Below are 5,232 nucleotides of genomic sequence, written 5' to 3' on the forward strand. Positions count from 1 at the left end.
CTCCTATGGCCGCGCACTGCAGGCCGCGCCACAGAAAGCCTGGAGCGGCAAGGCCTCGAACGTTGCCGCCGGCCAGGCCGCCTTCACCCATCGCGCCCACATGAACCATCTGGCAGCGCTCGGAAAATGGAAGGCGAGCCTGGAACAGGCCGCCTGATCACAGTCCTTTCTTCCTCCTTCGAACCCGGGCCGATGCGCCCGGGTTTTTTTGTTTGTGACTTGCCGGGCTTGGGGCGGAGCCTCTCCGTCCTTATTTCCTCTCGGGCGATGTCGGGTTGTGCTCATCCCGAACGTCCTTGGAATGACACTTCAGGGAGAGGTTCATGCATCGCAACAAGATCGTTTCGCGCGAAGACTGGTTCCAGGCGCACAAGGCGCATCTGGCGCGCGAGAAGGAACTGACGCGGCTCCGCGAGCGGATAGCGGCTGAGCGACGTGAATTGCCCTGGCTGAAGATCCGGAAGGACTATGTCTTCGAAACCGGGCAAGGGCCGAAGAGACTGGCCGACCTGTTTGCCGGCAACAGCCAGCTGATCGTCTATCACTTCATGTTCGGGCCGGGCTGCGTCAGTCATTGCGAGGGCTGCTCATTCCTTGCAGATCATATCGACGGCGCCAATCAGCATCTGCGGCATCACGACGTGTCGCTGGTCGTGGTTTCGCGCGCTCCACTGGCGGAACTTCTGCCTTACAAGCAGCGCATGGGCTGGAAGTTCGACTGGGTGTCGTCCTATGCCTCGGATTTCAACTTCGACATGCAGGTCTCCTTCACCGACAAGCAGATCGCCGCGGGCGACACCACCTACAATTTCGAGACCCGTCCACGAACATCGAAGGAGCTTCCCGGCACCAGCGTTTTCTACCGGGACGAGGCCGGCGACATCTTCCTCACCTTCATGTCGCGCGCCCGCGGCGGCGAGGCGCAGATCGGCGCCTACAACTATCTCGACATGACGCCGAAGGGCCGCAACGAGAACGGCCCCTATCACGGACTGATGGATTGGGTGCGGCTGCACGATGAATATCAGGGCAAGCAAGCGGGGCAGGCGAGTTGCTGCGATTGAAGAGCGTTCCCGTCGACCAAAACATGCGCTAAGGCTGCCGCTGATCGTTTAACGGTACTGCCATGCGCTTCCCGTCCCTACTCACCTGGCTCGCCTTCCCGGTCTATATCTGGCAAGGCCTCGGCGTGCGACGCCGCACCACGCGCATGCTGCCGGCGCAAGGGCCGGTCATGCACGAAATATCAGGCAAGGCGCCTGATATTTCGCTTCTGGTGCTGGGCGATTCGTCCGCCGCGTCGGTCGGCATAGGCAATTCGGAACATGGGCTTGCCGCGCAACTCGCCGTGCTGATTTCACAAAGCACAGGCCGCACCGTGCGCTGGCGGGCGGCCGGCTTTAATTCGGCAACGTCGGGCCAGATACGCGACCATGTCCTGCCCAATCTGTCGGCCGAACCGTGGACGCATATCGTGTTGGCCATCGGCACCAACGACACCAAGAATTTTCACTCCGTGCCGCGCTTCAAGAAGGAGTTCGGCGGCCTGCTCTACGGCCTGCGCGCCAAATGGCCGGAAGCACGCGTGGTGTGGTCGCCGGTGCTGGAGTTCACGCGGGCTCCGGCCATGCCGCCGCTGCTCGGAAAAATCCTTGAGATTCGCGCCACCGACATGAACCGGATGGGCGAACGCCTTTGCCTGGAGCGCGGCGCGGTGCCGGCGCCGCGCCTGCCGATCACCAATCCGGAAGCCGGCTTTGCCTCGGACGGCTTTCACGCCTCGGAAGCAGGCTACCGGGCCTGGGCCGAGCATCTGGTTGGCCCGGTGCTTGGCAATTGAGCACCGACGACAAGTGCCGTCCTACGTCAAATGCCCGAGCACGGCCGCCAGTGAAATCGCAGCCATGGCGAGCAGTGCCAGCTTCCAGAAATCGCCGCGTCGCTTGAGGCCTGGCCAGCCAAGCGGCTTGATCAGTTGAATGACCATGAAACCGACGATGACAAGGGCGAGGAATTTCGTCATGCCGCCTTTGACCAGCAACGCGCCCGGCTGTCAAAGCACGTCGTTCATTGCCTGAGAAAGAACGACGCCGCGATCCTGGGTCAGAACGCGGCGCCCGCCTGCGGCTGGCAAACGATCTACTTCAGCGGCTTGAGGCCAGCCTCGATCGAAGCGCGCTTCGGTTCGAGGAATGGCGGCAGAGCAAGACTTTCCCCCAGTGTTTCCAGCGGCTCGTCGGCGGTGAAGCCCGGCCCGTCGGTGGCGATCTCGAACAGGATGCCGTTCGGCTCGCGGAAATAGAGCGAGCGGAAGTAATAGCGCTCGACCTCGCCGCTCGACGGCAGGCGGAATTCGGCCAGCCGCGCCGTCCATTGATGCAGCGTCTCCTGGTCCGGCGCCCTGAAGGCGACATGGTGAACCGCACCGGCGCCTTGCCGTGCCGGCGCCAGTCCCGGCTGCACCAGGACATGCAGCTCCGCCGCCGGCCCGCCCTCGCCCATTTCGAAGACGTGAACCTGCCCCTCCGGCGACACATAGTCGCGCGCCTTGCGCATGTTCATCACCTTGGTCACCACCGCCTCGGTGTTGGTGATGTCGGGAACGCTGATGACGATCGGCCCGAGCCCGCGTATCTGGTGCTCGACCGGTACCGGGCTTTGCGCCCAGGGATGGCTGCCGCCCTTGCCGCCATCGCTGACCAGGCGCAGACGCTGGCCCTCGGGATCTTCGAAGTCCAATGACGCATAACCGCCGGTGTCGGCGATCTCTCCTGTTGCCAGGCCTTCGTCGGTCAAGTGTTGCTTCCACCAGGCAAGGCTCTCCCGACTGCCGACCCTGAGGCTGGTCCGCACGATGCTGTGCGTGCCGCGCCGCTCGCGGCCGACCGGCCAGTCGAAGAAGGTAAGGTCGGTGCCAGGCGTCGCTTCGCCGTCGGCATAGAAAAGGTGGTAGGCCGAGGTGTCGTCCTGGTTTACGGTCTTCTTGACCAGCCGCAGACCCAGCACCTTGGTGTAGAAATGAAGATTGCCGGGCGCGTTCGCGGTGATGGCGGTCAGATGGTGGATACCTGTCAGTTGCAAGCTCATCGTCGTCTCCCTGCTGTTGGGGAAGAATTTTCTCCCTCCATATCAGACCTGCGGTCACCCCGCTGAAGGCCTCGTATTCCGACAGTCCGTCGCCGGAAGCTGAACAGCGGCGCCGAAAACTACGCCGTCGCTATGAACAATCGGAAGCCGCAAACCTGCCTTGAGATACCGGTCGATGCGGCGAAAAACGATGCCTTGCCCTGCGGCGCGCGCACTGTCCGGAACTATTGTTCGCGCCCTGCCATCCTCCTGACAGACTGCTGTCAGGAGGGGTATGCGATAGTGCCTCTACACAGAGAGAGGAGACTAGCCATGAACGGTTATACCATTCTGCGCGGCATGCAGCACTATGTCGGCAAGATCCGCACGATGCGCAACGAGATCCGCACTCAGCGGTTCATGAACTCGCTGCCGGCGGACATTCGCAAGGATATCGGCTGGCCGGACATGTATGCGGATCGTGGCCCTCGCGGCAATTAAAGCCAATTTTTCGACCCGGCGATTGGATGTCGGCGCGTCAACGCCCAGATAACAGGTCCGGTGCGTGAGGATGGGAGCGAGCTTATGCCCGAACAGAAGACGATCGGCTTCCTTTTCATCGAAGGTTTTGCCGACTGGGAGTATGGGCTGCTGGCGGCCTCGGCGGTCGAATGGTTCGGCGCCCGTGCCATGTCGCTGACGCCTGATGGCAAGCAGGTGACTGGCATTAGTGGCTTTCGGCTGATCCCCGATCGCTCAACAGGCGCCAGCGAGAATGCCGATCTCGATGCCATTGCCATCATTGGTTCCGACCAGTGGACGAGCAAGGCACAGCCTGATGTAGGCAACCTGCTTGCCGCCATTGCATCGCGCGGCGGTGTGGTCGGCGGCATCTGCGCCGGCACGCTGGCGCTGGCCCGCGCCGGCCTGTTCGAGAAGGCCAAGCATACCAGCAATGGCCGCGAGTGGATCAAGGGTCATGAAACCGGTTATGCCGGTGCCGAGAACTACCAGGATGTGCCGCATGCCGTAGCCGACGGCAAAATTGTTTCCGCGCCGGGCTCGGCGCCGGGCACCTTCGCGCTCGCCTTTCTGAAGACGCTCTACCCCGAAAGAGGCAGCGATCTCGCGCGGATGCGGACACTGTTTGCCAAGGAGTATGCTGAAGGCTCCTGACAGTATGCTGTCAGGAGTGCCGTGCAATGGTGCCAGCTTCGGACACCACGCATTGGCGTCAAAGGACGATCGATGAAGAGTTGGAAAGACAGACTGAGCACACCTGGCATCAACGGCGTGAAGCCGACGCCGCGCACGATGGCCGATGTCATCGAAGGACAGCCTATGCTGGTGCCGACGGCGCGCCAGGTCGATGATTTCATCCGCTCGATTCCCGAAGGCATCGACATGGATGTGCGTGCGCTGCGTACAGCACTTGCCGTCGAGCATGGCGCCGAAGTGACATGCCCGGTCACCATAGGCTATCATCTGCGCACTGTTGCCGAAGCCGCCAACGAGGACCTTCAGCGCGGCATGGCGCTGAGTGACGTGGCACCGTTCTGGCGCGTGCTCGATGCGAAAACACCGACGACGAAGAAACTGTCCTTCGGCGCGGAGTTCGTCGCCGCGCAGCGCAAGCGCGAAGGGCTGAAACCATGAGGCACGCCGCCCAAAAGTGTTCTGCGGTTTTGGGATAACGGCATGCGCGAAAACACGATGCCGTGCCGTCCAAAAGTGGACATCAGTTTTGGGCGACATGCATAGAGACAACGCCGAGGGACCATACGATGCGCCGCGCCGACAGGCTCTTCCAAATCGTGCAGCATCTGCGCGGTGGCCGATTGGTCACCGCCCAGAAGCTCGGCACGTGGCTCGAGGTTTCCGAGCGAACCATCTATCGCGACATTGCCGATTTGCAGTCGACCGGAGTGCCGATCGACGGCGAAGCCGGCGTTGGCTACATGATGAGGGAGGGGTTCGACCTTCCGCCGCTGATGTTCACGCGTGACGAAATCGTCGCGCTGGTCGCCGGCGCCCGCATGGTGCGTGCCTTTGGCGGTGCCGCCATGGCGAGGGCCGCAGACGAGGCGCTGGTCAAGATCGGCGCCGTATTGCCCGATGCCGAGAAAGACCGCATCGCCCGCACCGAGATCCACACACCGATGTGGG

9 protein-coding genes are annotated in these 5,232 nt (G+C 62.4%); 7 read left to right on the forward strand and 2 right to left on the reverse strand.

The features are described from left to right. The 3 genes from EN964_RS23475 to EN964_RS23485 all read left to right on the forward strand — a co-directional run. The coding region (locus EN964_RS23475; RefSeq protein ID WP_127276773.1) for a class I fructose-bisphosphate aldolase at window positions 1-157 on the forward strand (157 nt) is incomplete at its 5' end. A gap of 166 nt (window positions 158-323) precedes the next feature. After that, on the forward strand, window positions 324-1,064 hold the full coding sequence (locus EN964_RS23480) for a thioredoxin family protein (protein ID WP_127271085.1): 741 nt from the start codon (window positions 324-326) through the stop codon (window positions 1,062-1,064). 62 nt (window positions 1,065-1,126) lie between these two features. Further along, on the forward strand, window positions 1,127-1,840 hold the full coding sequence (locus EN964_RS23485) for an SGNH/GDSL hydrolase family protein (protein ID WP_127271755.1): 714 nt from the start codon (window positions 1,127-1,129) through the stop codon (window positions 1,838-1,840). A gap of 21 nt (window positions 1,841-1,861) precedes the next feature. On the opposite strand, the gene EN964_RS23490 is transcribed toward EN964_RS23485, so the two are convergent. Beyond that, window positions 1,862-2,023 carry a hypothetical protein gene (locus EN964_RS23490; protein WP_023810961.1) on the reverse strand — a complete coding sequence of 54 codons (162 nt, stop codon included), beginning with the start codon at window positions 2,021-2,023 and terminating at the stop codon, window positions 1,862-1,864. Between the two features lie 116 nt (window positions 2,024-2,139). Beyond that, a complete protein-coding gene (locus EN964_RS23495) occupies window positions 2,140-3,087 on the reverse strand; it encodes a ring-cleaving dioxygenase (RefSeq protein WP_127271596.1) in 948 nt (315 codons plus the stop codon). Window positions 3,088-3,399: 312 nt separating this feature from the next. Here EN964_RS23495 and EN964_RS23500 point away from each other — a divergent pair, with 312 nt between their 5' ends. The 4 genes from EN964_RS23500 to EN964_RS23515 form a co-directional block, all read left to right on the forward strand. Beyond that, complete coding sequence (locus tag EN964_RS23500) at window positions 3,400-3,567, forward strand: hypothetical protein (protein ID WP_013529241.1); 168 nt, start codon at window positions 3,400-3,402, stop codon at window positions 3,565-3,567. A gap of 84 nt (window positions 3,568-3,651) precedes the next feature. Then, window positions 3,652-4,242: a DJ-1/PfpI family protein gene (locus EN964_RS23505; RefSeq protein ID WP_127271753.1), complete on the forward strand. Its 591-nt coding sequence runs from the start codon at window positions 3,652-3,654 to the stop codon at window positions 4,240-4,242. Between the two features lie 72 nt (window positions 4,243-4,314). Continuing rightward, the gene (locus EN964_RS23510; RefSeq protein ID WP_127271751.1) at window positions 4,315-4,722 is read left to right on the forward strand and encodes a hypothetical protein; all 408 of its coding nucleotides are present in this window, start codon (window positions 4,315-4,317) and stop codon (window positions 4,720-4,722) included. 128 nt (window positions 4,723-4,850) lie between these two features. Beyond that, the coding region (locus EN964_RS23515; protein WP_140779752.1) for a YafY family protein at window positions 4,851-5,232 on the forward strand (382 nt) is incomplete at its 3' end.

Source organism: Mesorhizobium sp. M7A.F.Ca.CA.001.10.2.1 (assembly GCF_003998575.1).
Lineage (GTDB): Bacteria > Pseudomonadota > Alphaproteobacteria > Rhizobiales > Rhizobiaceae > Mesorhizobium.

What these genes read in the sequence shown, in the direction of transcription:
- EN964_RS23480 (WP_127271085.1), top strand. Translation starts at nt 324, where the DNA reads ATGCATCGCAACAAGATCGTTTCGCGCGAAGACTGGTTCCAGGCGCAC.
- EN964_RS23485 (WP_127271755.1), top strand. Translation starts at nt 1,127, where the DNA reads ATGCGCTTCCCGTCCCTACTCACCTGGCTCGCCTTCCCGGTCTATATC.
- EN964_RS23490 (WP_023810961.1), bottom strand. Translation starts at nt 2,023, where the DNA reads ATGACGAAATTCCTCGCCCTTGTCATCGTCGGTTTCATGGTCATTCAA.
- EN964_RS23495 (WP_127271596.1), bottom strand. Translation starts at nt 3,087, where the DNA reads ATGAGCTTGCAACTGACAGGTATCCACCATCTGACCGCCATCACCGCG.
- EN964_RS23500 (WP_013529241.1), top strand. Translation starts at nt 3,400, where the DNA reads ATGAACGGTTATACCATTCTGCGCGGCATGCAGCACTATGTCGGCAAG.
- EN964_RS23505 (WP_127271753.1), top strand. Translation starts at nt 3,652, where the DNA reads ATGCCCGAACAGAAGACGATCGGCTTCCTTTTCATCGAAGGTTTTGCC.
- EN964_RS23510 (WP_127271751.1), top strand. Translation starts at nt 4,315, where the DNA reads ATGAAGAGTTGGAAAGACAGACTGAGCACACCTGGCATCAACGGCGTG.